Raw genomic sequence first — 24,255 nt, 5'->3', positions numbered from 1 at the left:
TCTGTATGTGGATTTACGCTGTACGCCGTCTGCTTATTCGTCCTGTGCCGGCTCGATGATCGGCTCTATGGGCGTTGTCTCTTCGTCCAGGTCGCAGGCTTCATGCTTGTCGGTGAGCCGGCTTAGTCCGCCATCCTTGCAGCGGTAGACCTTGCCAGGAAAACGGTCCAGGAGGCTGATGTTGTGGGTCGACATGATCACCGTCGTCCCTGTCTGGCAGGTAGCTTTTAGGATGCTCACGATGTTGGCGGCTGTCTCCGGGTCGAGGTTGCCTGTCGGCTCATCAGCAAGAATGATTTTCGGCGTGTTCAGCAGGGCACGTGCAATGGCGACACGCTGCTGCTCGCCGCCTGACAGCTCACTGGGCATTTTGTCTTTCTTGTCGGTCATGCCCACCTGTTCCAGCACTTCTTCAATCCGCCGGCTGATCTTCTTCCGGTCGTTCCAGCCTGTTGCCTGCAGGACGAACTTGAGGTTCTTTGCCACGGATCGGTCGTGCAGCAGCTGGAAGTCCTGGAAGATAATGCCCATCTGCTTGCGCAGGCCCGGAATACGGCTCCGTTTGATGTCAGGCATTTTCTCGCCGAGGACGACGGCCTTTTCGGCATCTTCGCTGTCAATATCCAGCTCGCCGTAGAACGTCTTCAGTAGTGAGCTTTTTCCGGAGCCGACACGCCCGATGAGATAGATGAACTCTCCCTGTCCGGCCTGGAAGTCTACATCTTTCAGAATCTGCCGTTCGTCCTGATATATGTTTACTTTCTTATAGTCTATCAGCATGCTTCTCCCTTTATGATTTTATATTTGTGAATCTTTATTCTTTCTCCCATTGCTTCTTTAGCAAGGATTCATTTTGCAAATTTACATAAAAAACTGTGATTTATGGACCAGTGGAATAAAGAATTTACTTTTCTTTAGAGGAAAGGAAATTATTAGAACCTGTATAGAGCCTACCTAAATAATATTCAAGCCGGTGCAACATTTGAAAAGAGTTGTTTCGTATTAACGCATTTTTACAATAGTGTTTATCCTTTTAGAGATTGGGAGTTATTGCTGGCAGACGTTTTCTGTATAAGTCGGCATTCTCTCTTGCAAAATGTTATGGTAATGACGAAAGCTGATATCCTGCTGATGTGTTGACGCCTGACACTAATCGTATTGTTGGTAAACGCCATCCGTGCTGACGGCTCACACTCCTGCAATCTGTTGTCAGAATGCAGACGGATTGCGGCAGAAGCCAAGGCTGGCATACTTTCTTTGATGAGGGGGCTTTTTTGATGGACAGTGTTAGTTGGATGGGGTAGGCTGATGAAGATATGACCCCTTCAGTTTATTTGAAAAGCCAGCAGATTTAGCCGGGTCCTTGAAATTGATGAAGACACCTTCGTTGTTACTTGTCTTGATATGTGTCACATTCGTCTCGTCAGAATGTAAATACAATAAAACATCCTTTTGGTCTTTGGTTCGGAAATGACCGACATTAAGGACCCCAAATGATATTCCATTTGTCCTCATTTCGATTGGAGGTACTATTGCACTTCCGTTTATATAGGTTATGCTTGATATCGGTGTTTCTTTTGCGTATAATCCTTCAATAAACAAAGTGTCATTTTTGATGATAGTATCGTCGTCATTTTCAGTCTTTGGAAGTATTATCAATAAGGGGGAGAATGATGACGAAACCAATGAAAACCAATGTGATAACTGTATATGTTTTTTTATTCTTTTGGATCATACACAGCTGTAACAACATATAAATGACAGCTATCGTTACCGGGATAAGCATAATCCAAAAGAGAAGCTCTTCCCACTCGAAAATGATACATGATATACCGCCGGCAAGGGTTATGGCTCCTGCCAGCATCAGTGCAATCTTTATTCTCTTCAATCTTCTGATACCCTCTTCACTCTTAAGTTCGGATTTGGGAATTCTTGTCCCAAAATTAATTGAAGAATCTGAGTTGATCGTTCTTCCGATTATAATCAGTGGTAAACTAATCAGCAATATTACAATTGCATCTGTCATATCTTCTACTAAATTAAAGTTATTCTATAATAGTGCTTTAAGGACACTAACTTAATTGTCTACTACCAGGTGGTTTTATTAATTAATATATTGCGAATATATATATCCAATATGATGCAACTTTTTGAATGATTTTTTCGCATTAACACACGCATAAGTTTCCAACTAAGGCCTGTATAGAATGCAGCTGACATCTGTCTGTACGACACTAAATATCTACTGTTCCCAAGTGGAGGCACGCTGTTGTGAAAAGACAAAAAAAGACTCCGGAGCAGACAGACCGCAGAGGGTCTTGTGCTTCGGAGTCTTTGCTTTCAGGAATGTAGAAAGGTGTATCGGGATATCTGGTCTGCAGGACAGATTCCCTGCCTGCCTGATGTGGCGGCTGTGCCAAAGACGGACGGGAAGGATTATTCCTGCCGGCTGGTCATCGGGCTGTTTGATACACCTGTGGACTGTTATCTCGGGCTTGCTTATTCAAACGCCCATATCTCGCTCACGGCAAAGAGGGGCCTGCTGCTGGTATGGAAGGAGGAGAGAATCTTTACCTTCGCATACTTGCAGGTTACCGGTGCAGAGAAGACGATGGGCAGCGGGTTGTCGTCGTCATAGGGGGTTGCTGCCGTAGCCGTGCCCTGGCTTGTCCATTTCGTACCGTCCATGCTGGTGAATACCTCAACTTCCTTGACACCGTAGTTGTAGGACGTGAATGCAGAAAGAACGCCGATGCCGGTGAGGCGGGTCTCTTTCTTGAACGCCATGGTGAACACCGGACCGTAGGACATATAGGTGTAGATGTACGTGTTTTTGCTGCCGTCGTTCAGCTTGCTGGCATTCATTCCTCTGAGGTTGGTCGACATGGTGTACTGGTCGTAGCTGATGCTCTTGTCGTAGTTCAGCTCGCCGGCGGGATTGATGTTCTCGAAACTGAAACGGGTCGCCACCAGTGCTGTGTTGTAGGAACTGCCGGCGGCCGCACCGTCAACGGATGTGATGGCTACGGCAACGACACCGTTCTTCAGCATGGGGATTTTCTTGAGGTCGTCGCCCGCCTTCAGCTTCACGACGACAGGATTGGAGGCTGTCACCTGCCCTTTGGGTACAGTGACGGTCGTCCGGTTCAGCTGGATGGCATTCGTGCCCATCACTTCCTCATTGCCTTGCGTCTTGACATTCTCGGTGCTAGCAGCCACGCTGACGGTAACGTCCTTGTCTGCCGGTGAGGAGAGGCGTACGTAGATCAGCGCACTGTCGTTCGCCAGGGTGACATCCGTTGCCGATTTCACCCCTGACAGCGTGACCTTGTTGTCGTCGCCTGTACCGGTGTAGAGATAGGCCTTTGTGTCGTAGTTCTCTTCTGCAGTAGGGTAGAGCGAGCTTCCCACTTCCGGTTCGCTCTGGCAGGCTGTCAGTACGGCGGCTACCATTGAGCCTGCCAGCACTGTCTTGATGATATTCTTGTTCATGATTGGGTCTTGTTTTAAAACTTATTTTCCATCGATTCTTACATTCTGTTCCCAGTCAGGAACAGCCACGCACTTGCCGGTGTTGCCGTGGCCTGTCGCATCGGCGAAGGTGTCGCCCTGTCCCTCGTTCAGTTTCCAGTAGGCTTCCAGACCGTCGCTCTTCGGGTCGCAGGCGTACATGTTGTTGAGCACCTGTGCCTGTGTGCGTGCCTTGGTCCAGAAGCGCAGCTCACTGACTTTTACGTCGGCTCTGAGGTAATCGGTGTTGCCGAAGTTGATCGGGCTGGCGATGTTGGTCGCATTGCCGGGCAGCGACATGGAGTTGTCGAGTACGCCGTTGACGTAGAGGTAGAGCTTCGTTCCTGTGCAGACGAAGGCGATGTGATACCATTTTTTCGCATCGAAGAGCATCTTGCTGTTCATCTGTGTGCCCTGCGTCTTAATCTGCAGGCGGTTGCCCTCGATCGGAGCATCACCGAAGCGGGTGTAGATTTCACCGCCGTTGCTGCCCCATGCACCGAAGAGTGCCTGGTTGTTCAGCTCGCCCAGGCCCTTGCCCAGCTCGCTCATGTTGACGTTGAACTCCAGTGTCCACTCGTTCAGGTCGTATGCCTGGCGCATGGTGAAGTGGATGTTGTGCGATGCGTTGATGGTCGGTACTGCCTGGTAGATGACCTGGTCGAGCAGGTAAACCATCGTGCTGCCGGAGTTCAGCACGTCATATTTCCCGTCCTTGCTCTTCAGGCGAAGCGCGACGGCATACTTCTGTCCGCTTTCCTTCAGTGCTTGTGTCAACGGGTTGATGGTCAGTGTTACGGCCGATGAGGTTGTCTTCCCGGCTTCAATGGTCACTTCAGAACCTGACAGGCTGTAGAAATCCTTCGGCAGAACCTTGTAGGAAGTCTCGTTGCGCTGGTTGTAAGCATCGAGTGCGCTTTCGTCTGTCACGACCTCGAATGTGCTGTTTCCCATAGCCGGGTCGGACAGGCGCACGTTCACAGAGGTGGTTACGGCGGTGTTGCCGATGGTTACCTTTTCGTTGGAGTTGCCGTTGGTATTGGTCTGTGCGATGTAAGCCTGGTTGGAAAGTGGAGAGTATTCCGCATTGTTGCAGGCTGTCAGCAGCATCAGGGAGGCTGCTGCGAGCCCTCCCATGACGTGCTTTGAAATGTTGTATTTCATCATTTGATAGTCTTGATTAATGGATAGATGGGTTCATGATCTGGATGGCCTTGCGCAGGAACGGATAGTTGCCGGTCTGTCCGGAAACGTTGTATTCGTATTCCATGTGGTAGGTGCCGACGCCGCCTTTGCTGTAGGACACGCCGTCATAGGTGGGTCGCCAGTAAGCCATACCCCACAGGGAGGGAACGACCGTACCGTTGTCCAGGGTGAACCTGGCGCCGCCTGTGCCGGCAGAACTTTCAAAGTTCTCGCATACGATGATCTTCCTGGCCACCTGTGCCGGTGTAAGATGATCCTTGAAATGGTCTGCCTGTACGGCGAAACGTTCGTTCAGGCCGTAATTGCTTGAGCTTGCATAGGCCTGGAGAATGAAGTAGTTGAGGTCGTTGCCATACTCTGCCGGGATTCTTTCAGGCTGTCCGTCGACGACGAACATACGTCCTGTACCCGACTTCGGGCCGATGCGCTTGGACATGGTCTTTACGAAAGCCTCCATGACTTTGGGGTTGACCCACAGCTCTTTTTCTGTAGCGAAAGGCTGTGCATAGTCTGGCTCGGCATCGAGGTCGAAGCCGTCGTAACCGTACTTGTCGATCGTGTCGCAGATGGCATTGGCATACTTTTCGGTAGCGGCAATCTGTGAAGCCTCGTCGTCGCCCCATCCCCAGAACTTGTGCCGCCATTCCTTCCAGGTGATGGACTTGTCTGTCTGTGTCGGGGTGATCTGGTCGCCGATGTCGAAGACAAGGCAGGAAATGAGCACCTTCGTGCCCTTGGTCTGCTGAACGAACCGCAGGTCGTTGAGCATGGCCTCGGTCGGGTTCTTCCAGTTGCCCCACAGAGAAACGAAGTCGGTGCTGTCAGGAAGGCCTGCCAAGGAGTTCTCATACGTCACGCCAGTTCCTGTCCAGTTGCCGAACCAGCCGAAAGCTACGGCATGGTCGGTTTTCTTGTAGTTGCGGAGCTGTGCGTAATACGCCTCGGACTTGTTGGAGTGGGTGAGGTCGGCTCCGTTCTTTGTCTCTGTTTCTGTCCAGTCGCTGCAGGCTGTGAAAGCCGTTGCAGCGCAGGCGGAAAGCAGGAATATCTTGATTATATTCTTCATTTTCTATCGAATGTTTGTTGATGAATGATGTTTTATCTGCGCTGCCACCACATCTTGGTAGCGTAGTCGTCTGCTCCGTTCAGCAGCTGTACGGCCTTGAGGTAGTTGTCCTTGTTGTTGGTAGCCTCGTCTATGTCGAAGGGAATGCGGTTGGCAACCTGGATGCTGTAGTCGGTCGGCTGTGCCAGAGGGAACACCTTCGGATAGCCTGTACGACGGATTTCACACCAGCCTTCCTGCCCGTTCGGGAACATGGCGATCCACTTCTGTGTGGCAAGCCGCTCCAGCTTCTGGTCATCGGTAGCCGCATCGTCCCACTTGATGGTGATGTTGCTTACGGCACTAACATTGCCGCCGTATTCGCTGATGGGATCGACATAATCGGCTTCAGTGGACGTGTTGTCGGCCAGATAGCTTGTCGCATCGCCTGCGCCCCACTGCTCGAAGGAAAGTCTTACGCCCTCCTCATAGAGCGACTGGGCTGTCCCGCCCATGTTGCTCCAGCCAGCCAGCACTCCTTCCGCACGGCAGAAAGCCATCTCGGAAGCGGTGAGCCATACGCCCTCGCTGTTCTGGTTGATGTTGGCGGCAGAGTAGGCTTTGTCGGCTGTGGTCTTGTTTCCGATCTTGGCAGCAGCCCGGCAGCCGATGATGGCACGTGGGCCTGCTTCCTCTGTCGGCTTGAAGAACTTGGCGAGACGCGGGTCGTTATAACCTGCAAGATAGCATTCAAGGTCGGCACAGGCACGGCTGTCGCCCCACTCAACAGAGGTCTTGTACTGTCCGTTGGGTGTGTAAGCGATGGTGCAGTTGTCCTCATTGCTCGTGATGACCCCATCCTGTACGGCCTGTTCGCCCAGCTGCTTTGCCAGTGCAGGAGCAACGAAGCGGATGCGGATGGCAATGCGGAGTTTCAGCGAATTGGCATATTTCAGCCACTTGGCAAACTTGCCCTGATATACCTTGTCATGCTCTGCAGAGACGGTAAGGTCGGGGTTGGCAGCCACCAGCGGGCTGATGATTCCGGTTGCTTTATTGAGATCGGCAATCAGACTCTTGTAGACATCTTCCTGTGAAGAGTAGGCGTTGCCGTCGTTGGGATCTGCCCCGATGGGAATCGGACCGTACATATCCGTGAGCCGCATGAACGACTGTGCGCGGAGAATCAGTGCCCAGGCATAGTTCAGTCCCTGACCGTTGGTGACGCGTGCAATCTCCTTGAAGGCCGATACCGTCTTGGGCATGGAGTCCTTGAACGGATAGCGCACCCATCCGTTGGGAGCATTCAGGCGGGCGAAGTTCTTCTCGGCAAAACCGTTGTTGGCATAGGTCATGTAGCGGCTCAGGTAGTTGCCGATGAGGTCCTGGTTCATCTGGTAGGTGTTTTCCTGCTCAGGGAAAGCTTCGTTCTCCATCTGAACGATAAACGAGGATGTCATGTAGTTGTCACGGTTCAGATCCTCTGCAGAGGCTCCTGTCCCCGGACGGTTGGCCTCATGGAAGCCATCCGTACAGGACGGAATTGAGAATAGTACCGCACTCGCAAAGGTGCAGGCAGTGACAGTTCTGTATATATTGTTCTTTTTCATTTCGAATTGATTAAATCAGTGTGATAGTTAGAACTTCAGTTTTACGTTGAAACCAAGTGTGCGGAGGCTCGGCTGCATGAGGTAGTCGAAGCCCTGGTAATAGGTTCCTGTTGACGCTGTTGCCTCCGGGTCGAATGGTGCCTTGTTGTAGATCATGAACAGGTTGTTGGCTGTCAGACCGAGCGTCAGCTCCATGCCGGAAAGCATTCGGCGTGGGAAAGTATAAGAGAGGTGGGCCTCCTGGAGACGTGCGTTGGTTGCACTGTAGATGTATTCAGACCAGATGGGGTTGTCACCACCGACTACAGAGTAGTATTTCTCGGCTGAAACCAGACCCTTGTTGACGGCTACGCCACCCTTGTCGCGTGCCTCTGCAGAAGCCTTGGAAACACCGTAGGCATCCATCAGCGCCTGTGTCTGCGACATGACGATACCGCCGAAGCGTGCCGTGACAACGAAACCGAGGTTAAAGCCTTTCCATGAGAAGTCGTTGGAGAAACCGATATTGCCCTTCGGCAGTACGGAGCCACGGTAGGATGGGTTGGGAAGGTTCACCTGTGATACATTGCCGTCCTTGACAGCGATGTTGCCTTCAGCGTCACGCTTGAAGTCGCTCGTCATGTAGACATCTCCCATCGTGCCGCCCTTTTTCAGGATGATGTTCGCACCATTTAGACCGCCCTGGTTGATGACTTCGTTCGGGTCGTTGAGCAGCTCGACGATCTTGTTGCGGTTGGCACTGTAAGTGAAGCTGCTGCTCCATGCGAAGTCGCCCCATGTGTGGTTGTAGCCCAGTGACAGCTCGATACCGCGGTTCCGCACGTTACCGGTCTGTACATACTCGGAAGTGAATCCCTGTCCGCCGGTGATAGGACGGAGGAATGTCTGGTTCTTGGTGTTCGACTGATAGAGCGTGACATCCAAGGTCAGAGCGTTGTTGAAGAACCGTGTCGTCAGACCAGCCTCCCACGAGTTGGTACGCTCAGGACGGAAGTTCTTCGGGAACTTGTAGGTAACGGTGCTGTAAGTGCCGGATGCCGGGTTGTAGACGTAGCGCCACGGTGAGGTGATGTTGGGCGAGATGGCCGAACCTACCGATGCCCATGAGCCGCGTACCTTCATGTAACTGATCCATGACGGGAGTTTCGCCATCTGCGAGATGACGGCGGACATACCTACTGACGGATAGAAGAAAGACACGTTGTCGGTACCGTCCAGTGCCGAATCCCAGTCGTTACGACCGGTGAGGGTCATGAACAGCATGCTGCGCCATCCCAGTTCGACGTTGGCAAAGAGGGAGTTGATCTTGTGGGCATTGTCAGTATAAATAGGACGGTTGTCTGCCGTAGCCGTACCGTAGTCGATGGCGTTCGGTGTGAACAGGTTGGACGGAGCTTTCAGACCGCCTTGGAAACCGGTTACATTGTACTTGATGCGAGAGAACGAACCACCGAGGTTGGCTGATACGGAGAAGTCGTCCAGCGTCTTGTTGATGTTGAACATCAAGTCGCCGTAGAGGGAACGGTCGTTCACCTTGTCATATCCGTAGAAACCGTATTTTGAGTGGGCAAAGAGGTTCGTGGTAGAAGCATATCGCTTGTCCTCCTGCTTCGTGTTGGCATCATCCCAGCGCAGGCGGCCCACTACATCCATCCAGTCGAAAATCTTGTACTTCAGGCTTGCGCTGACCATGTAGCGGCTGCGGTTGTTGGAGCGTACCATGCGCTTTGCCACCCAGTAAGGATTCTGCATACTCAATGCGTCGCCGAAGTTCCAGTTCTGCACATTGATGCCTCTCGACTCGTCGTAGATTTCGAATGTGCGGATGGCATCGAAGCTCTCACCGCGTGGGAACAGGTAGACGGCTGTCAGCGGGTTGAAGTACTGGCCCTGAGCCGTCAGGTTCGTATCGTGCTCTTTAATGTAGTTGAAACTGAAGTCGAGCGTCATCCGGTCGTTCAGGAACGTTGTCGTATTGCGGAACGCAAAGTTGTAACGGTCGTACTTGTTGTTGGGGATGATACCTCTTGCGTTCGTCGTACCCAGGGAGATGTAGGTCTGGTTCTTGTCGGTACCGGCAGTCAGCGACACGTTGTTCTGTACGTTCGTACCGGTATTGAAGAAGTCTTTGGGCTCGTAGTTGCCGTAGGCCGACGGTGTCTTGGCACCCCACGACTTCACCTCGCCGGCACGGTTGACGTAGGAGTTCTGGAACTCCGGCATCACAAACGGGTTGGCAAACTGTGTACTGTTGCTGACCGTCACGCTCACCTTGCCTTCCTTGCCTTTCTTGGTGGTGATCATGATGACGCCCTGTGCGGCAGCCGAACCGTAGAGGGCTGCAGCGGCAGGACCACTGAGGACGCTGATCGACTCGATGTCCTCGGGGTTGATGTCGGCAATGCCTTCCGAACCCGGCTGCGAACTGAATGCGCCGCCGCTGATTTCACCCTGTGAAGTGTTGTTCACCGGTACACCGTCGATGACGTACAACGCCTGGTTGCTGCGGGTAATGGATTTCGGACCGCGCATCACGACGCGGGCAGCACCACCCATGCCGGCAGAAGAGGCGTTGATGTTCACGCCGGCCACCTTGCCGGAGAGAGAGTTCATGAAGTTGGGGTTCTTGACCGTTGTAAGGCTCTCACCGCCTACTTTCTGTACGTTGTAGCTCAATGCCTTTTCCGAGCGTTTGATACCCAGAGCCGTTACCACGACCTCTTCAATCTGGTGTGCCTCGGCTTTCAGCGTAACCGTCAGTGGAGCATTGCCGGTGACTTTCACTTCCTCGGTGTTCATTCCGATATAGCTGATGACAAGTGTCGCACCCTTGTGCGCCGTAAGTGCGAACTTGCCGTCGAGGTCGGTTGTCGTGCCGTTCTGCGTGTCCTTGACACGGACCGTTGCGCCGATGACCGGCTCGCCCGTGTTGTCAACGATGGTTCCGGTGACCTTTACATCACCATCCGACTGCTGTGTCCCCTGAATCTTTGAGGCATTCGCCTTTACAGCTGCGGCAATAACGTTCTTGCCAAAGTTGCCGGACAGACCGGCATGACTGCTGGCAAAAGCATTCAGACAGCAGCAAGACAGGAAAACACTTACTGGTAGAATCTTTCCTTTTCTCATTCGTAATTTGTATTTGTTGATAATCTTATTCGATTTAGGTGAAACCTGTCAGGGGATATCGTAGTCAGTGGAATACGTTGTATTCTCTGCTTCCGGATGATACCGTTTGCTTAGGTGTGCCTCTGTCCCGGATGAGGATATGGGAAAGTTCCATGAACCGGCCGGACACAATTGCCCCTTTTTAGGTTTTATACTACAAATATAACATTTCAGGGGATGGAATTACGCATTCGACGCCCGATAATTAACATACGTAAATATCTATAAGTTAATTTTAGTAGTTGTCGGAAGAATGCTGTTACTTGTTCTCATACGTTGTTTTAGTCTTATGGGGCTTGTCTCGCTGTATGTACGTGTTCACCGTTATGTGAGTGATTATACGTCTGGCTGTATCAACCACAAAGGGGTGAGACCGTATCAAAGTCATTGTCTTGATACAGTCTCACTCCTTTTATTAATGTAGAAAGCAAAAGGCTTCTTCCCCGGTTATTGGGAAGACTCATAAGCCAATATAAGATAGAGGCTTACAGATGGATGCTGATACCTGTAACGACCCACACACTGGGCTGCGGTACGTTTCCGTAGTCGACGTAATGCGTTCCGAAGAGGTTGTTCCCCTCGACGTATGCCGCCCACTTCTGTGCATTCCAGCTCATCCTTGCGTCAACGATGCCGTAGCTTCTGTAATCGTGCCGCTCGTTGTTCGTGTCGATGTAGCTTCCCATGCGGTGCTGGAATCGGTAGTTCAGACCGAGGTCGAGGCTGTGCCAGAGGTTGAGCTGGAGTGTGCAGACCAGCTTGTGCTTCAGGTATTCCAAGGTATATTTGCTCACATTGCCTTTCTCTTCGGCCTTGTCCTGGTTGATGAAATTATAGGCTACACCTATCTTCCTGAAGAAACGTTGGGTGGGGAGGAGCTGGTGGAGGTTGAGGTCGACCGCTGCTTCCACACCGAAGTCGTTGATTGTCCCGAAGTTCACGCTCTTCCATACCAGTGCTCCATTGGCATCCTTGGTGCCGTCGGAAATCCAGTCGATGAGGTTCCGGTGATGGTTCCAGTAGAGGCTTGCCTTTGCGGTGATGCCCTTGTCATCGTACTTCAAGCCTGTTTCCAGTGCCGAGAGTTCTTCCGGACGGAGATGCTTGTCGGCCTTGTAGCCGCCGACGGAATAGAACAGTTCCGTGACCGACGGCATACGGAGCGACGAGTTGTAGGAGGCATACAGCTTCCAGTTTCCCATGCGGTAGCTGGCATCGATGCCCGGATAGACACGCATGGGCATATCCGCCTGACTGTTCCTGACGGCAATCAGACCGGCAGAGAGGGTGAAACGTTCGAGGATAATGTTGTGTTCAAGGATGAACTGGATGTTCGTCCGGTTCAGTCCTACGGTGTAGTCACGGTCTGTCCCGTGGATGTGTTTCGGCCGGGAGAGCGGTTCGCCGAGGTTGCCGCTGACGAGGTCTTCGTTGCGGAGTTCCGCACCCACAGCCGTCCGTCCGAGCGTCCAGTCGAAATAAGCATTGAGGTTCACACCATAGATGTCGGTACGGTGATAGTTGAACGGATATTTGTCAGGGGCATCACGGAAAAGCTCGAAGCGGTCCATGCTGCGGTTCCAGTAGATGGACGGGCGGATGTGGAAGCGTCCGTGCAGATTCTCGGCCTGCAGAGCGGTGAAGGTCTTGAAGGTATGTTCAAACTGGTCGTCATACCGTGCGGAATAGAAAGTGTTTGCCCCGAAGTCCTTTACACTCAGTCCGGCGTGCCATCTCACGGCCATGTCCTCATCCGTGTAGTTGCCCTGATAGAAGGCTTTTGCCGTACGGTAATCCGCATTGAGGCTGCCGGCCTTGCTGCGGAGATATCCGTCGCTGCGGGTGTAAGAGGCCGACAGCTGGTTGTTCCACCGGTTGGCGGATGCGATGTTTCCCCGTATGCCGACACCGAAGTAGCCGTAGGAACCGCCCTCTGCATGGGCGGAAAGGCTTGTCTTTTCCGGTGTCCGGGTTACGATGTTGATGGCACCCAGTAAAGAAGATGTGCCGTAAACGCGGGCTGCCGGGCCTTCGAGAACTTCGATCCGTTCAATCTCGCTGATGTCGACGGGGAAGTCAAAGGCGTTGTGCCCAGTCTGTGCATCACAGATGTTGATGCCGTTGAGGAGGACGGTGATCTGCTCGGAGTTGCCGCCGCGGATGCTTACGTCGGTCAAGGCTCCCAGAGGACCTTTCTGCCTGACATCAACTCCGGCGGCATATTTCAGCAGATCATTTACACTTTGTACCGGCGCCGCCTGGATATCCTCACGGCTCAGTACAGTTACCATTCTCGCCTGCTGACTGACTGTCAGCGGTGCGCGCGTTCCCGTCACGTTCACTTCCTGTAGCATCACGTTCCGGCTGGCAGTCGAGTCGGTCTCGGCCTTGTCAGCCTCGATGCTGATGCCTTTGGCAGTAGCATGCTGCAAGGTAGCGACGCTCAGTACGCCAATCAGCACCTCTTTGCCGAGAACGGCGAAGAGCGAGTAGCCGTGGTTGGAGAAGTGTTTGAACTTCAGGGCGCTGCGCTTCTGAATTGTTGGTTTGTACATATAAAAAATGAATAAAAAGCCGGCTCGGACAGTCATTGTCCTTCCGGCAAACGGCTGCAAAAGTAATAAAACTTTTCGGAATTGCGGTGACCTGTCGGTGTCAATGTGCCTTTCTGCAGGGAAGTTGGTGAAAAAAGCGGATGTCATACCCGCTATGTTCAATCTTTTTAGTACTTTTGCAGGCAATTAATTCCCGAAACCGACTAACGATTAATTGTACAATGAAAGCATTACGAGACCGTATCCTCAAGGATGGGAAATGTTTTCCGAACGGTATCCTGAAGGTAGACAAGTTTATCAATCATCAGATGGATCCTAACCTGATGAAGCAGGTTTGCGTGGAGTTCATCCGCCGTTATGCGTCAACCGAAATCAACAAGATCATCACCATTGAGGCAAGCGGCATCGCACCGGCCATCATGATGGGCTTCCTGCTCGACCTCCCGGTGGTCTTCGCCAAGAAAAAGAAGCCCTCGACAATGGGGGATATGCTTTCGACGACGGTCTTCTCGTTCACCAAACAGCGGGAATACCACGTCGTCATCTCCAAGGAATATCTGGGCGAAGGCGACAAGGTGCTGTTCGTCGACGATTTCCTTGCCTACGGCAATGCGGCGAAAGGCATCATCGACCTCTGCCGGCAGGCCGGTGCCGAACTGGTAGGAATGGGCTTCATCATCGAGAAAGCGTTCCAGCACGGGCGTGACGTGATTGAGGCGGCAGGCGTTCGCTGCGAGAGCCTGGCGATCATCGAGTCGCTTGACAACTGTGAAATCAAATTGAGAGAAGAATAAAACCAAGGTGGGCTTCGTGCCCGCCTTTTTTGTTTCAGTGGCTTCCATGCCCGCTACCGTTGCAGGATGAATCCGTCTGCCGTTGAAGTGGCATACCAGCCCCTCCCGCTTCCTAAAGCATGGTACACCTTATTGTATATAGCATTTAAAAAGTAAAAGAATGGAAAAGTCCAAGGAACTCATCTATGGTCTGAACGACCGTCCGCCTCTCCGTGAGACGCTGTTTGCCGCCTTGCAGCATCTGCTGGCCATCTTCGTCGCTATCATCACGCCGCCGCTCATCATCAGCTCTGCGCTGAAGTTCGACCTGGAGACCACCGGCTTCCTCGTCTCTATGTCGCTTTTCGTGTCGGGGCTGGCCACTTTCGTCCAGTGCCGCAGGTTCGGTCCGGTCGGGACGGGGCTGCTCTGCATCCAGGGAACGTCTTTCTCGTTCATCAGTCCGATCATCGGAGCAGGGATGCTTGGTGTGGTCGGCGGCAAGATGGATGTCGGACTGGGGCTCAGCTACATCTTCGGTGCCTGCATGGTGGCATCGGTCGTCGAGATGGTGGTGAGTCGTCTGCTGCCTTACACCCGGAAGATCATTACGCCGCTGGTATCGGGTATCGTCGTCTCGCTCATCGGTATGTGCCTGATCAAGGCTGGTATCACTTCCTGCGGCGGCGGTCAGTCGGCGGTCGATGGCGGTACTTTCGGTTCGTTGCAGAACCTGGGGCTGGCATTGCTGGTACTGGTGAGCATCATCTTCTTCAACCGTTCGTCCAACCGTTTCCTGCGTATGGGGTCTATCGTACTGGGTCTGCTGATAGGCTGTGTGGCCGCTTATGCGCTTCATCTGATTGATTTCTCACGCATCAGCGGTGCCGGAAACCTGAACATCCCTGTTCCTTTCAAATACGGACTGCATTTCGACGTGGGGTCGATCATCGGCCTGGGGCTTATCTATCTCGTCACGGCGGTTGAGGCTTTCGGCGACATTACTGCCAATTCGCTTATATCGGGCGAACCCGTCGAGGGTCCCGTCTTCCTGAAAAGGGCGCAGGGAGGAGTCCTTGCCGACGGTTTCAACTCTTTCCTGGCCGCTGTCTTCAACAGCTTCCCTAACTCCATCTTCGCCCAGAACAACGGTATGATACAGCTCACGGGGGTCGCCAGCCGCTATGTAGGTTATTTCATCGCCGGAGCATTGGTGCTGTTGGGACTTTTCCCGGTTGTCGGCCAGCTTTTCTCGCTCATCCCCGATGCGGTGCTGGGCGGAGCGACACTGCTGATGTTCGGTACGGTCGCAGCAGCAGGCATCCGTATCATCGCCGCAACGGAGATAACACGCAAGGCGGTTCTCGTCATGGCCATCAGTTTTGCCATGGGCCTGAGCGTGGAGTTAGTGCCCGGCATCCTCGACAAGATGCCCGATGTCATTCGGAACATCTTTTCAAGTGGTATTACCACCGGCGGTCTTACAGCCATCCTTGCCAATGCGTGTATCCGCATTAAGGAATAGGCACTCTTTCTTAAAGTACAAGCAGCTCTGTATTCATTTCGGTTCTACACAGGTAACGAATGATTTGACCGCTCGGGAACATCATTCCCAGCCTTTGGGAACATCATTCCCAGTGACCGGGAACGGTATTCCCAATCGGTTGGGAACATTGTTCCCAAAGTCTGGACGATGTCTTCCAGTGTAGTTTAATGTTTCGGGTTGTGCAGTCTAATGTTTGGAGGGTGACTGCTTCTTGTCTTGCTTTCAAACTTGGTTGACGGTTTTAAGAACTTATTTTTAATTGTTGTTGAGAGATACCTTTCGGATGATTTGGAATACTGATTCTGGATTCACTTTTTTTATCTTCCTTTCGTCAGATTCTCCTTTTAAATGTTTATCTTTGCAGATAGAAGGAGAACAGATGGATAGTTGTTCTTCCGAAAGTGTAAACAGATTCTTAACTGGAAAGAAAACAGCAAGACGATGTCAAATCAGCACACACGACGTAAATTCACCAGTACGCTGACCTTCAAGATGCTTTGCGGACTGGTAGTCCTTGTCCTTTTGGGACTGGCCTATAATTTTATTGTGGCCGAGGACGATACCCCATTGACCGATGAAGCTCAGGAGGAAGAACTGCAGCGCAATGCCGACAGAGACACGATAGACATTGTAGGCGACTACCTCTGGCCGAAAGCGAAACTGTCGAGGCAGGACATGATGACGGATGAGCAGAAGGCAGCTGAAGCAGATAAAGGAAAGGCTGCGAAGGCGGATGAGGAAAAGCCTGCCGGTGGAAGCCTTCAGGACGATCACAGTGAGGCTCCGGTTCCTGCTCCTGCACCTGCACCTGATGCAGTTCCCTCTTCTGACCCTCCTGCCCGGCAGACAGCTCCTGCCATAGAGAAGATGGGTGCGCCGAAGATAGAGAAGATAGAATAGACAGAGGAAAGAATACTTATCGATTCAAAAGAAAGTGAGGTGAATAATGAAACGTTTGTTCTTGTTCCTTTTCGTGGCCGTCCTGGCAGTAGGCTGTGCTACGACTTATTATGATTCCGAGGGCAACGCCGTCCCCAGGAAACAGGTGGAGCAGTTGCGGACAGCCGCCGTGAAAGCCCATCTGGGTGAACGCCGTTATCGTGTTTTCGTAGACCGGATGTATCCCATGCGCGGTCCTTCCGTTTACATGACAGACGACTGGTGCATCGAGGTGAGTGGGGATTCGGTCGGCCTTTCCCTCCCTTATATCGGCAGGGTATACCAGATGCCTTATGGATCGGGTGGGGGCATGCATCTTTTGGAGCCGCTCACGAGCTATAAGGAAGAGGCGATGAAGGACGGACGGCGTATCTTCATGACGACGCGCAACGAATATGAAAGCTTTCAGATCGTATTGGAAGTGTTCGACAATGCTGCGGCCTCGCTCATTGTGAACCCCAGTGGAAGAGAGTCCATCCGCTTTACGGGCGAGATGCAGCTCGAGGATTCCTTTACGAGGAGAAGATAAAGTGCAGAAGAAACGACAGACAATCTTTCATAAACGATGACCGGCAGAGTTTTCCCCTTATTTCTCTCTTTGGCTGTGAGCCTTGTCGCAGCGGCACAGCCGTCGACAGCCGTCGCTTCCCGGGATGCCATGCTCTATGAGACATCCACCCATTTGTGCCTGCAGGCCGACACATTGACCTGTATCTCCATGGACATGGAATGGCCTAAAGGGCTGAATGGTTCCCTGCTGCCTGAATTGCAGCGCAGTCTTACGACGTTCTTTTTCGGGCAGCCGTCAGACAGTTATGAGGCCGGCCGGCGGTCGTTCCTGTCAGCGCATGGCGAGGAGAAGCAGACGATAGAGGAGGGTAGGACGTTCATACAGCGTTATTGTGAGATGCACCTGCGCTGTCTGTGGCTGGAGCCGGGGAGGTATATCTCCTTCCTTGCCCGGATGGAGAAATGCAATGAGTCGTCTGTTGTCGTCTCGAACCATTCGTATTTTACCTTCGACCTGCTCAACAACCGGATGCTGACACAGAAAGACGTGTTCAACCAGACACGGCTGTGGCAGAATGCCGGCATACGTTACCAGTTCTGTGAAGTGCTGGATACCACTTCGAATGCTTCCCCCTTCGACTCGATTGACTGGGACATGCTTCCGGGACAGTTTGCCTTGATGGGGCAGCGAACACTTTTCGACCTCGGTGCAGACAATGCCGGAGGTGTATGGTCGGAGGTTGACAATGCGGTTATTGATGTGCTTTTCTCAAAAAATTTCAAGAAGTGGCTGAAACAGCCGATACCGCTTGCCAGCAGGGAAATGCTTCCTGCTAAGGACATCTATCTTTCCTCGCCTGACGATTCTCTCTCTGTAGAGTCACAGCCGCAGTTCGAAGGAAACATTGCTGCAGCCATCGGCCGGAATATTCCCTATACCGATCTCCAGACAGGTCCGGTGTCTGACGGAAAGGTTTACGTCTCTTTCATTGTCGATAAGGATGCATCCCTGAAGGATATCGTGTTCCTGACAGTCCGTAACATCCGGCTGAACCGTGCCGTAGCCTCTGCCCTTCAGATGATGTATGGGTGGAAGCCGGCTGTCCGTAATGGAGAACCGGTGGCAAGGAGATACTTCCTGCCGCTCATTCTGCACTTCAAATAGCATCCTGATGACAAAGTGGAATGTCCTTATTTTGGAACGTTACACGTTGGGTTGATATATGTCAACTATTTGACAAAATGACAATTTCTTCCCATAATCTTGCTGAATATTGTATAGTTTGCTTTCTTTTTCAAATAAATACGGGTTGTTTTATTTACTTTTTGATGTTTCTAACAGTTGTAAATTACAACTGCAGAGGCCTGAAAAATAATCAAAAATTACTTCTGTTTTTATTTGGTGGTATCGTTTCTAAGCACTAATTTTGCGGTATCAAAACGATAATTAAAGACCTATACAACAATGAGAAAATTACTTTTGGCAACATTTGTGTGCCTGGTTTCTGCGACATCTTTTGCGCGTGAAGGCGTTACGACAGTAGTAGTATCTCGTGATACGATATTCTACAATCATCAGATGAAGGTGGTGTCTGACCGTGACGAAGCTGCCTACTACCGGCTTCTTGCAAAGGAGACCTACAAAGGAAAGGAACGGGATATCTTCCAGGATTTTTATCCAAGCGGGCAGAAGCGGCTCGAAGGGGGCTATGCTTTCCTTGATCTGGGAAATGATGCCAACACGGTACTTGATGGTCATGTGACGGCTTACTACCCTAATGGGAAGGAAAAGTGGCACTGCAATTACCGGAACGGAAAGCGTGACGGCTACCTGACGCTTAACCTGCGTGACGGGAGTGTGGGGGTTGTTGCTTATGCAGCGGGTCAGGTCCGTTTCAACTATATGATGGTGACGCATCCCGATGGAAAGATGGAGAAAGTGAACCTCAAGCATTATGCAGAACTGCTTCAGTAGGGGGCTTCAGTCCCCGATGGGCATGAACAGCTGTAATCTGTGCTTTGTGAGGCTTGATATCTGACGTTTTAAATCCTGCACAGTAATATATTAGAAGTGTTTTTAATTAATATTACGGGATTAGATCTGATGTCTCTACGTCGGGAGACGCAGCTTCAGAGTTACTTTTTTTAAGCTTGTTTTTTTCAAGCTGGATTGTAAAATCCTCTATAAAAACCTGTCCGCGGCAAGCTGAGCGAAGCCTGTCGTGGACAATTTATCTTGGAGAAAAATTGTTTTATGGTTGGGTGGAAGAGGACAAGGATAGTTCGACCTAATGATGGAGTGCCTGTATTTCCCATTTCATAGTGTGGAATTCAGCGTTTTACAGAAAATGTTTTCTACAGTCCGGTGTCAGAACTGTGTATAGATGAAAGGCTGTATGCTGTGCTGGCTGAAGTTGATGACTGTTTGCAGAACCACGGCAAAGATAATCAGCTTGACAAACCATGGAGAATGGATGAACTTTGCTTGCAGCCACTTGTAATCGGATTCCCGGATACTGTGAAGCTCGAGGACGACAAGAACGGCAGTGAGCCATAGTGGATATTTCATAAGGAAGGTATAGGCATCGGCGAAGCTTGTTGTCTGGATGATATTTGTTATCAAAGTCGTGGCGGTCGTCATGTCTGGTGAGCGGAAGAAGATCCACGCAAAGGTTACGTAGCCGAAAGTGAGACACCAGCTGAAGACTTTTACTGCCGGATGGTCGGGGATGTGCTTCAGACCGTTGAGATTGCAGAACTTGTGGATGACCAGACCTATGCCATGAAGGACTCCCCATGCGACGAACATCCATGAAGCACCGTGCCACAAGCCGGCGACAATCATGGCCAGAAAACTGTTGAGATAGGTGCGTACTGCCCCTTTCCGGTTGCCTCCCAAAGGAATGTAGAGATAGTCGCGGAACCATGTGGAGAGGGAAATGTGCCAGCGATGCCAGAACTCGGTGAGGTTCAGGCTCTGGTAAGGGAAGTTGAAGTTGTCTTTCAGTTCGTACCCCATGAGGGCTGCAACACCGATGGCAAGGTCGCTGTAACCCGAAAAGTCGCAGTAGATCTGCACCGAGAAGCCCAGTACACCCATCAGGTCACCGAAGCCGGTCTGTATTGTGGGGGCATCAAAGACAATGTTGTTGTATTGTGCAATATAATCCGCGATAAGTGCTTTCTTGACCATTCCGCAAATAATAAGCCACAGTCCCTTATATACAAGTCCGTCATCGATGTTTTTCTTCGGTATTTCGACTTGTGGCAAGAGAACTTCGGCACGGGTGATAGGACCGGCGATGAGGAGCGGGAAAAAGGTGAGATAGAATGTATAGTCGGTCAGTTCTGCGGTCTTGGGGTAACGTCCCTTGTAGACATCAACTGTATAGCTGATGGCCTGGAATGTGAAGAACGAGATTCCCACGGGCAACAGTATCTTCTCTGGAGAGAAGTTGCTGTGCAGGATTTCATGGAAAATCTCGAGCATGAAATTCGTGTATTTGTAGTAGAGCAGGGGCATCAGTTCCGTCAGGATAACGAGGAACAGTCCTGTCCTACGTATTTTTCCCCGCTTCAGCCGCATCATGAATCGTGTGAGATACCATGAGGAGATTGCCGTTATGGGGAGCAGGAGCATCAGTATTCCATTGGCTTTGTAGGCAAAGAAGAGGCTGAATGCGATGACGTATGCCTTTGTCCACGGCTGACGGTAGCGGTTCAGTCCGATATAAATGGCAAAGAACACGAGGAAGGATGCCATGAACGCCAGCGTACACAGCGACCAGCTCTTGTCTTGTGTGGACAAGAAATCAAGCAAGGTGGTTGTCAGCTGTGTTATATTTGCCATGAGTCAGTCTCGTTTTTAGCTGTCTCCGTCTCATTTAAAACCTTCGAAGGAAGGCTGCAGGAGCTTCGTACGGGTTGCCTTATGGTGGGTGTTGGGCTTGTTCAGCTGTAGCGGGTTGGCACACTGCCGGCTGGCAATGAATCTGGCAGCAGTGTCCATCCAGTAGGCAGCGGCCGCCCATGTCGGGTGGTAATGGTCCCTGCCACGTTTGAGCTTGAGATTACGGCTATCGAAGAAATGCCCAGCTCCGACGTTCTCCTGTATGACATCATTGATGCCTGTGTCGCCGTTCCAGTCAGAAGGGCTTATCCAGACAAAGGGGATGCCGTCCAACTTCTTCACGATGTTGCGTACATATTGCGCCCGGCTGGCAAGGTCGTTGACGAAGAGTTCATTGCTTCCAAGGCAGATGAGAACATACGTCGGTTTGTATTGAGCGATATAGTGTTCCAGTGTATGTGTCGTCCCCCAGCTTTCGGTGGATGAACTGTACCAGATGACGGTGTAGAGCTTATGTCCGTTTTCACCGGCGTAATCCCCCATCCTGCGTGACAGACCTTCTACCATAGAGTCGCCGATGAAGAGTACGGTCTGGTTGTGGAGCACCTTCTTTGCAGAGTCTTTTGTCGGCAGTATCTTCTCAATATGTGGCCGTGAGAGATTGGCAAGTGTTATTTTGCGAAGTCTGTAACTGCCCATTGTTATTTCTGTCGGGATAACGGCATAGACGATGACGGCTGCCAGGACAGCAGCCATCAGGAGTAAAGTCTTAGTCTGGGCACGCATACGAAGAAGTCTTTATTTCAAGTCAACTTCTACCGGACAGTGGTCGCTTCCCATGATTTCCGTGTGGATCTTGGCATCTTCGAGACGGTCTCGCAGACGTTCGGAAATGAGGAAATAGTCAATACGCCAGCCTGTGTTCCGCTCTCTCGCACGAAAACGGTACGACCACCAGGAGTAGGTTACCTGCTCTGGATAGAGTGTGCGGAAGGTGTCAATGAAGCCATTGCCCAGCAACTGGGTCATCTTCTCACGCTCTTCATCGGTAAAGCCAGCGTTCTTGCGGTTCGTCTTTGGATTCTTGAGGTCTATTTCTTGATGGGCAACATTCATGTCACCGCATACTACAACAGGCTTTTTCTCATCGAGTTTGTGGAGATAGGCTTGGAAGTCATCCTCCCACTTCATACGATAATCCAATCGACGAAGCCCGTCTTGTGAGTTCGGGGTGTAGACGGTTACGAGGTAGAAGTCATCCATCTCGAGTGTAATCACACGTCCCTCATGATCATGCTCATCAATGCCAATTCCATAAGTTACGTTCAGCGGCTTATGCTTTGTGAATATTGCCGTACCGGAATAGCCTTTCTTATCAGCATAATTCCAGTAAGATTCGTATCCAGGGAAGCTGAGGTCAAGCTGTCCCGCCTGCATCTTTGTCTCTTGCAGACAGAAGAAGTCTGCATCCAAGTCTTTGAATTGCTGTTCAAATTCCTTTCCTACACAGGCGCGAAGCCCATTTACATTCCATGAAATAAACTTCATTCTATTTCTTCTTTTCTAATGTACTTATCTCAAATTCAACAGGGTGGGTAAATTTTGTCTGGTCCTTATATTCAGAGTTTCCCTGTCGTTCTATAACTCTGGTTAGCTTGTTGATGATAAAAGTCATTGTAAGGCTGGACGTCTTTGCGTCATAGTGTGCCCTGAGGACATCCGTCTTCATGTGTCCGATTATGTTATAAGTACCATAATCGTTCTTGATGGTTGTTTTGATTATCGGGAGTGCATAGAAATCTGCAGGTTTCTTTGTTTTGGGGTCACCTAAGAGTCGGAAAGAAAGAGGGGCTGTTGGAGCTGCTGTTAACGCTGAACGAAGTCTGATAGCTTCTTTATTGTTGTCTAACTCAGAAATTCCAAGAGCGAGTGCTTCGTAAGGAAAATCTTTGCAAACTACTTGTCCGTTCTTGTCGATTGTCAAATTTGAATAGGCAAAAAGGCCTCCATTCTTTCCGCTGGCACGAATAAGCGCTTTATACTTGCCGGAAATGATGTTTAAGATCTTTGTTTGTTCTTCAATGAACTTTTCGGTTGATAGTTCTTTATCTCCGTTGTCGTCTTTTGAGCAGCTTGTGAGGCATAAAGTGAGGGTGCATAGTGCCATAGCTGCAAGTGTCATAATCTTTTTCATATACTTTTGTTTTAATGTTTTTATCTTATAGTAAAGGTAGACTACTCGTCTTATATCCCATGAAATAAATTTTCATTTACATCTTATATCCTTCCAGATAGAAGCTAACAGGTGTATCAAAATCCTCTTGTATAATTGCAGTTGCATGTGCCTTGTTTATTTTCACCAGTTTATATATAGTGAATTGCATTTGCATTTCAGAGTTGTTCATTGTATAACTACTGTTGAACTGCTTATTGTTAAAGGAAACGGCACCTGCTAATTCATAAGTTTCGTTGGCTGTTGTAATATCAAACTTGAAGTTAGATGATAAGTTGAAAAACACCTTATTGTCTTGTGGTTGTACGGTCGTAATATACAATTTCAGCGGTCTTTGCTTCTCGTTAGCGAGAGTAGTATATAGCGAAGATGCAGTATTCTTAGAGACTCCATTTGCCAACAATTGGTATGGGAAGTTGTTGACTGTAATGGTAGAATTCTTGTCTACAGTCCAATTGATTCCCGGCCAGTTTGTTGTTGTTATCCCATAAGTGGCAGCCAAGTTACCTTTATAGTTTCCAGCAATGTTGTTGAGAGCCTGTGTTGCATTTTTCTCAGCATCTGTCATGTCGTTGTCTTTTGAGCAACTTGCAGTAAACAATGCTATTACAAGTGCGCAGACTACAACTACAGTGGTATTCATTGTTCTTTTCATGTCTTTAAGTTTTAGTTTATAATAGTGTTTAAATTATATTCTCTTGGTTTCTCCACGCAGCAAGTCCATGAACTCATTACGTGTCTTGCTTGATTCAAATACACCGCTATATGCACTTGTTGTGGTAATAGCATTCTGCTTTTCCACGCCACGCATCTGCATACACATGTGCTTTGCTTCTATGACAACCATCACTCCCTGTGGCTTCAGCGTGTCGTTGATGCACTGCATGACCTGTTCCGTCAGGCGTTCCTGTACCTGCAGCCGATGGGCGTAGATGTCCACGACACGGGCGATTTTGCTCAGTCCCGTGATGTGTCCGTTCGGGATGTACGCCACATGCGCCTTGCCATAGAATGGCAGCATGTGATGCTCGCACATGGAGAAGAAGTCAATGTCCTTGACAATGACCATCTGATTGTATTTTTCTTCAAACAGCGCATCGGTCAATACTTTGTGCGGATCCTGCGTATAGCCGCGTGTCAATACCTGCATAGCTTTGGCAACACGCATCGGGGTCTTCTCCAATCCCTCTCTTTCAGGGTTCTCTCCTAAGAGAGTGAGCACCTTTCGGTAATGTGCTGCCAGTTCATCTAATCCTTCACGGAATTGTGTTTCTGGAGTCATATTATTCTTGTTTCTGGTTGACAGCGTC

Annotated in this window: 20 protein-coding genes; 6 read left to right on the top strand and 14 right to left on the bottom strand. The window is 50.5% G+C overall.

The annotated features are described in order from the left end of the window. Window positions 1–33: 33 nt before the first annotated feature. The 8 genes from DYH27_RS05595 to DYH27_RS05555 form a co-directional block, all read right to left on the bottom strand. Window positions 34–780, bottom strand: a complete 747-nt coding sequence (locus DYH27_RS05595; RefSeq protein ID WP_025067787.1) for a cell division ATP-binding protein FtsE — start codon at window positions 778–780, stop codon at window positions 34–36. Window positions 781–1,636: 856 nt separating this feature from the next. Beyond that, on the bottom strand, window positions 1,637–2,026 hold the full coding sequence (locus tag DYH27_RS13535; RefSeq protein ID WP_025067786.1) for a hypothetical protein: 390 nt from the start codon (window positions 2,024–2,026) through the stop codon (window positions 1,637–1,639). Window positions 2,027–2,499: 473 nt separating this feature from the next. Next, window positions 2,500–3,492 (bottom strand): discoidin domain-containing protein, encoded by a 993-nt coding sequence (locus tag DYH27_RS05580; protein ID WP_025067785.1) that lies wholly within the window; start codon window positions 3,490–3,492, stop codon window positions 2,500–2,502. Window positions 3,493–3,513: 21 nt separating this feature from the next. Next, window positions 3,514–4,677 carry a DUF1735 and LamG domain-containing protein gene (locus DYH27_RS05575; RefSeq protein WP_013671112.1) on the bottom strand — a complete coding sequence of 388 codons (1,164 nt, stop codon included), beginning with the start codon at window positions 4,675–4,677 and terminating at the stop codon, window positions 3,514–3,516. A gap of 13 nt (window positions 4,678–4,690) precedes the next feature. Further along, window positions 4,691–5,782 carry a glycoside hydrolase family 18 gene (locus tag DYH27_RS05570; RefSeq protein WP_013671113.1) on the bottom strand — a complete coding sequence of 364 codons (1,092 nt, stop codon included), beginning with the start codon at window positions 5,780–5,782 and terminating at the stop codon, window positions 4,691–4,693. A gap of 32 nt (window positions 5,783–5,814) precedes the next feature. Continuing rightward, window positions 5,815–7,371, bottom strand: a complete 1,557-nt coding sequence (locus DYH27_RS05565) for a RagB/SusD family nutrient uptake outer membrane protein (RefSeq protein WP_025067784.1) — start codon at window positions 7,369–7,371, stop codon at window positions 5,815–5,817. A 27-nt stretch (window positions 7,372–7,398) separates the two neighbouring features. After that, window positions 7,399–10,500: a SusC/RagA family TonB-linked outer membrane protein gene (locus tag DYH27_RS05560; protein WP_013671115.1), complete on the bottom strand. Its 3,102-nt coding sequence runs from the start codon at window positions 10,498–10,500 to the stop codon at window positions 7,399–7,401. Window positions 10,501–11,024: 524 nt separating this feature from the next. After that, window positions 11,025–13,094 carry a TonB-dependent receptor plug domain-containing protein gene (locus DYH27_RS05555; RefSeq protein WP_029216489.1) on the bottom strand — a complete coding sequence of 690 codons (2,070 nt, stop codon included), beginning with the start codon at window positions 13,092–13,094 and terminating at the stop codon, window positions 11,025–11,027. Between the two features lie 221 nt (window positions 13,095–13,315). Between DYH27_RS05555 and xpt the strand changes: the two genes are divergently transcribed. The 6 genes from xpt (at window position 13,316) to DYH27_RS05520 (ending at window position 18,837) form a co-directional block, all read left to right on the top strand. Next, window positions 13,316–13,888 (top strand): xanthine phosphoribosyltransferase, encoded by a 573-nt coding sequence (gene xpt / locus DYH27_RS05545; protein ID WP_013671117.1) that lies wholly within the window; start codon window positions 13,316–13,318, stop codon window positions 13,886–13,888. 160 nt (window positions 13,889–14,048) lie between these two features. Next, window positions 14,049–15,392: a nucleobase:cation symporter-2 family protein gene (locus tag DYH27_RS05540; protein ID WP_029216488.1), complete on the top strand. Its 1,344-nt coding sequence runs from the start codon at window positions 14,049–14,051 to the stop codon at window positions 15,390–15,392. A 462-nt stretch (window positions 15,393–15,854) separates the two neighbouring features. Beyond that, a complete protein-coding gene (locus tag DYH27_RS05535) occupies window positions 15,855–16,313 on the top strand; it encodes a hypothetical protein (protein ID WP_025067782.1) in 459 nt (152 codons plus the stop codon). Between the two features lie 46 nt (window positions 16,314–16,359). Next, window positions 16,360–16,881: a DUF4251 domain-containing protein gene (locus DYH27_RS05530; protein ID WP_029216487.1), complete on the top strand. Its 522-nt coding sequence runs from the start codon at window positions 16,360–16,362 to the stop codon at window positions 16,879–16,881. A gap of 36 nt (window positions 16,882–16,917) precedes the next feature. Continuing rightward, entirely contained in the window at window positions 16,918–18,027 is a 1,110-nt protein-coding gene (locus DYH27_RS05525) for an energy transducer TonB (RefSeq protein ID WP_025067781.1), read from the top strand. A 300-nt stretch (window positions 18,028–18,327) separates the two neighbouring features. Continuing rightward, window positions 18,328–18,837, top strand: coding sequence for a toxin-antitoxin system YwqK family antitoxin (locus tag DYH27_RS05520; RefSeq protein ID WP_025067780.1), 510 nt, complete (start codon window positions 18,328–18,330; stop codon window positions 18,835–18,837). A 393-nt stretch (window positions 18,838–19,230) separates the two neighbouring features. Here the strand turns inward: DYH27_RS05520 and DYH27_RS05515 are convergent, their stop codons facing one another. The 6 genes from DYH27_RS05515 to folE form a co-directional block, all read right to left on the bottom strand. After that, complete coding sequence (locus tag DYH27_RS05515; RefSeq protein WP_029216486.1) at window positions 19,231–20,712, bottom strand: MBOAT family O-acyltransferase; 1,482 nt, start codon at window positions 20,710–20,712, stop codon at window positions 19,231–19,233. Window positions 20,713–20,742: 30 nt separating this feature from the next. Then, window positions 20,743–21,498, bottom strand: coding sequence for an SGNH/GDSL hydrolase family protein (locus tag DYH27_RS05510; RefSeq protein WP_013671124.1), 756 nt, complete (start codon window positions 21,496–21,498; stop codon window positions 20,743–20,745). Window positions 21,499–21,510: 12 nt separating this feature from the next. Next, window positions 21,511–22,260, bottom strand: coding sequence for an exodeoxyribonuclease III (locus DYH27_RS05505; protein ID WP_013671125.1), 750 nt, complete (start codon window positions 22,258–22,260; stop codon window positions 21,511–21,513). Between the two features lies 1 nt (window position 22,261). Then, a complete protein-coding gene (locus DYH27_RS05500) occupies window positions 22,262–22,906 on the bottom strand; it encodes a hypothetical protein (protein ID WP_013671126.1) in 645 nt (214 codons plus the stop codon). Window positions 22,907–22,982: 76 nt separating this feature from the next. After that, complete coding sequence (locus DYH27_RS05495) at window positions 22,983–23,600, bottom strand: DUF4840 domain-containing protein (RefSeq protein ID WP_025067779.1); 618 nt, start codon at window positions 23,598–23,600, stop codon at window positions 22,983–22,985. Window positions 23,601–23,633: 33 nt separating this feature from the next. Further along, window positions 23,634–24,227 (bottom strand): GTP cyclohydrolase I FolE, encoded by a 594-nt coding sequence (gene folE / locus DYH27_RS05490; RefSeq protein ID WP_025067778.1) that lies wholly within the window; start codon window positions 24,225–24,227, stop codon window positions 23,634–23,636. Between the last annotated feature and the right edge of the window lie 28 nt (window positions 24,228–24,255).

Origin of the sequence: Prevotella denticola, from assembly GCF_900454835.1 — a bacterium.
GTDB lineage: Bacteria > Bacteroidota > Bacteroidia > Bacteroidales > Bacteroidaceae > Prevotella > Prevotella denticola.
The sequence above is the reverse complement of the archived record's forward strand: the minus strand, read 5'-3'. Positions and strand labels throughout refer to the sequence as shown.

Coding starts and splice junctions, on each gene's coding strand:
- DYH27_RS05595 (WP_025067787.1), bottom strand. CDS start 780: ATGCTGATAGACTATAAGAAAGTAAACATATATCAGGACGAACGGCAG.
- DYH27_RS05500 (WP_013671126.1), bottom strand. CDS start 22,906: ATGAAAAAGATTATGACACTTGCAGCTATGGCACTATGCACCCTCACT.
- DYH27_RS05495 (WP_025067779.1), bottom strand. CDS start 23,600: ATGAAAAGAACAATGAATACCACTGTAGTTGTAGTCTGCGCACTTGTA.
- DYH27_RS05570 (WP_013671113.1), bottom strand. CDS start 5,782: ATGAAGAATATAATCAAGATATTCCTGCTTTCCGCCTGCGCTGCAACG.
- DYH27_RS05575 (WP_013671112.1), bottom strand. CDS start 4,677: ATGATGAAATACAACATTTCAAAGCACGTCATGGGAGGGCTCGCAGCA.
- DYH27_RS05525 (WP_025067781.1), top strand. CDS start 16,918: ATGACCGGCAGAGTTTTCCCCTTATTTCTCTCTTTGGCTGTGAGCCTT.
- DYH27_RS05565 (WP_025067784.1), bottom strand. CDS start 7,371: ATGAAAAAGAACAATATATACAGAACTGTCACTGCCTGCACCTTTGCG.
- DYH27_RS05520 (WP_025067780.1), top strand. CDS start 18,328: ATGAGAAAATTACTTTTGGCAACATTTGTGTGCCTGGTTTCTGCGACA.
- DYH27_RS05535 (WP_025067782.1), top strand. CDS start 15,855: ATGTCAAATCAGCACACACGACGTAAATTCACCAGTACGCTGACCTTC.
- DYH27_RS05515 (WP_029216486.1), bottom strand. CDS start 20,712: ATGGCAAATATAACACAGCTGACAACCACCTTGCTTGATTTCTTGTCC.
- DYH27_RS05555 (WP_029216489.1), bottom strand. CDS start 13,094: ATGTACAAACCAACAATTCAGAAGCGCAGCGCCCTGAAGTTCAAACAC.
- DYH27_RS05530 (WP_029216487.1), top strand. CDS start 16,360: ATGAAACGTTTGTTCTTGTTCCTTTTCGTGGCCGTCCTGGCAGTAGGC.
- DYH27_RS05505 (WP_013671125.1), bottom strand. CDS start 22,260: ATGAAGTTTATTTCATGGAATGTAAATGGGCTTCGCGCCTGTGTAGGA.
- DYH27_RS05510 (WP_013671124.1), bottom strand. CDS start 21,498: ATGCGTGCCCAGACTAAGACTTTACTCCTGATGGCTGCTGTCCTGGCA.
- xpt (WP_013671117.1), top strand. CDS start 13,316: ATGAAAGCATTACGAGACCGTATCCTCAAGGATGGGAAATGTTTTCCG.
- DYH27_RS13535 (WP_025067786.1), bottom strand. CDS start 2,026: ATGACAGATGCAATTGTAATATTGCTGATTAGTTTACCACTGATTATA.
- DYH27_RS05560 (WP_013671115.1), bottom strand. CDS start 10,500: ATGAGAAAAGGAAAGATTCTACCAGTAAGTGTTTTCCTGTCTTGCTGC.
- folE (WP_025067778.1), bottom strand. CDS start 24,227: ATGACTCCAGAAACACAATTCCGTGAAGGATTAGATGAACTGGCAGCA.
- DYH27_RS05580 (WP_025067785.1), bottom strand. CDS start 3,492: ATGAACAAGAATATCATCAAGACAGTGCTGGCAGGCTCAATGGTAGCC.
- DYH27_RS05540 (WP_029216488.1), top strand. CDS start 14,049: ATGGAAAAGTCCAAGGAACTCATCTATGGTCTGAACGACCGTCCGCCT.